The following is a 233-nucleotide window of genomic DNA, read 5'->3' as shown; positions in this document are numbered from 1 at the left end:
CCGCTGGCGCAGCTCGCCAGCGGCAAAGGCCAGGCAACGGTGGGCCTTGCGCAGGCGCGCTCGGCGCTCGCCCTTCTCGAGCAGGCGCAGGCGGAGTTGGACGCGCAGCGTGCACAGGCGCTCGAGAGCCTTGACGCCGCCCAGGCAGAGATCACCGACGGCATGGCCCAGATTGCCGACGGCCAGGCAGAGCTCGACGCCAACCAAGCAAGCATCGATGACGGGCTTGCCCA

The 233-nt window shown here is 70.4% G+C and carries 1 protein-coding gene; it reads left to right on the top strand.

Annotated elements, in window-relative coordinates:
• Positions 1–233: hypothetical protein (locus H6A15_RS10275; protein ID WP_204673654.1), on the top strand; the 233-nt coding region annotated here is incomplete at both ends.

This window comes from Enorma phocaeensis, from assembly GCF_016901575.1.
Lineage (GTDB): Bacteria > Actinomycetota > Coriobacteriia > Coriobacteriales > Coriobacteriaceae > Limicola > Limicola phocaeensis_A.
This window is presented reverse-complemented; position numbering and strand designations above follow the sequence as displayed.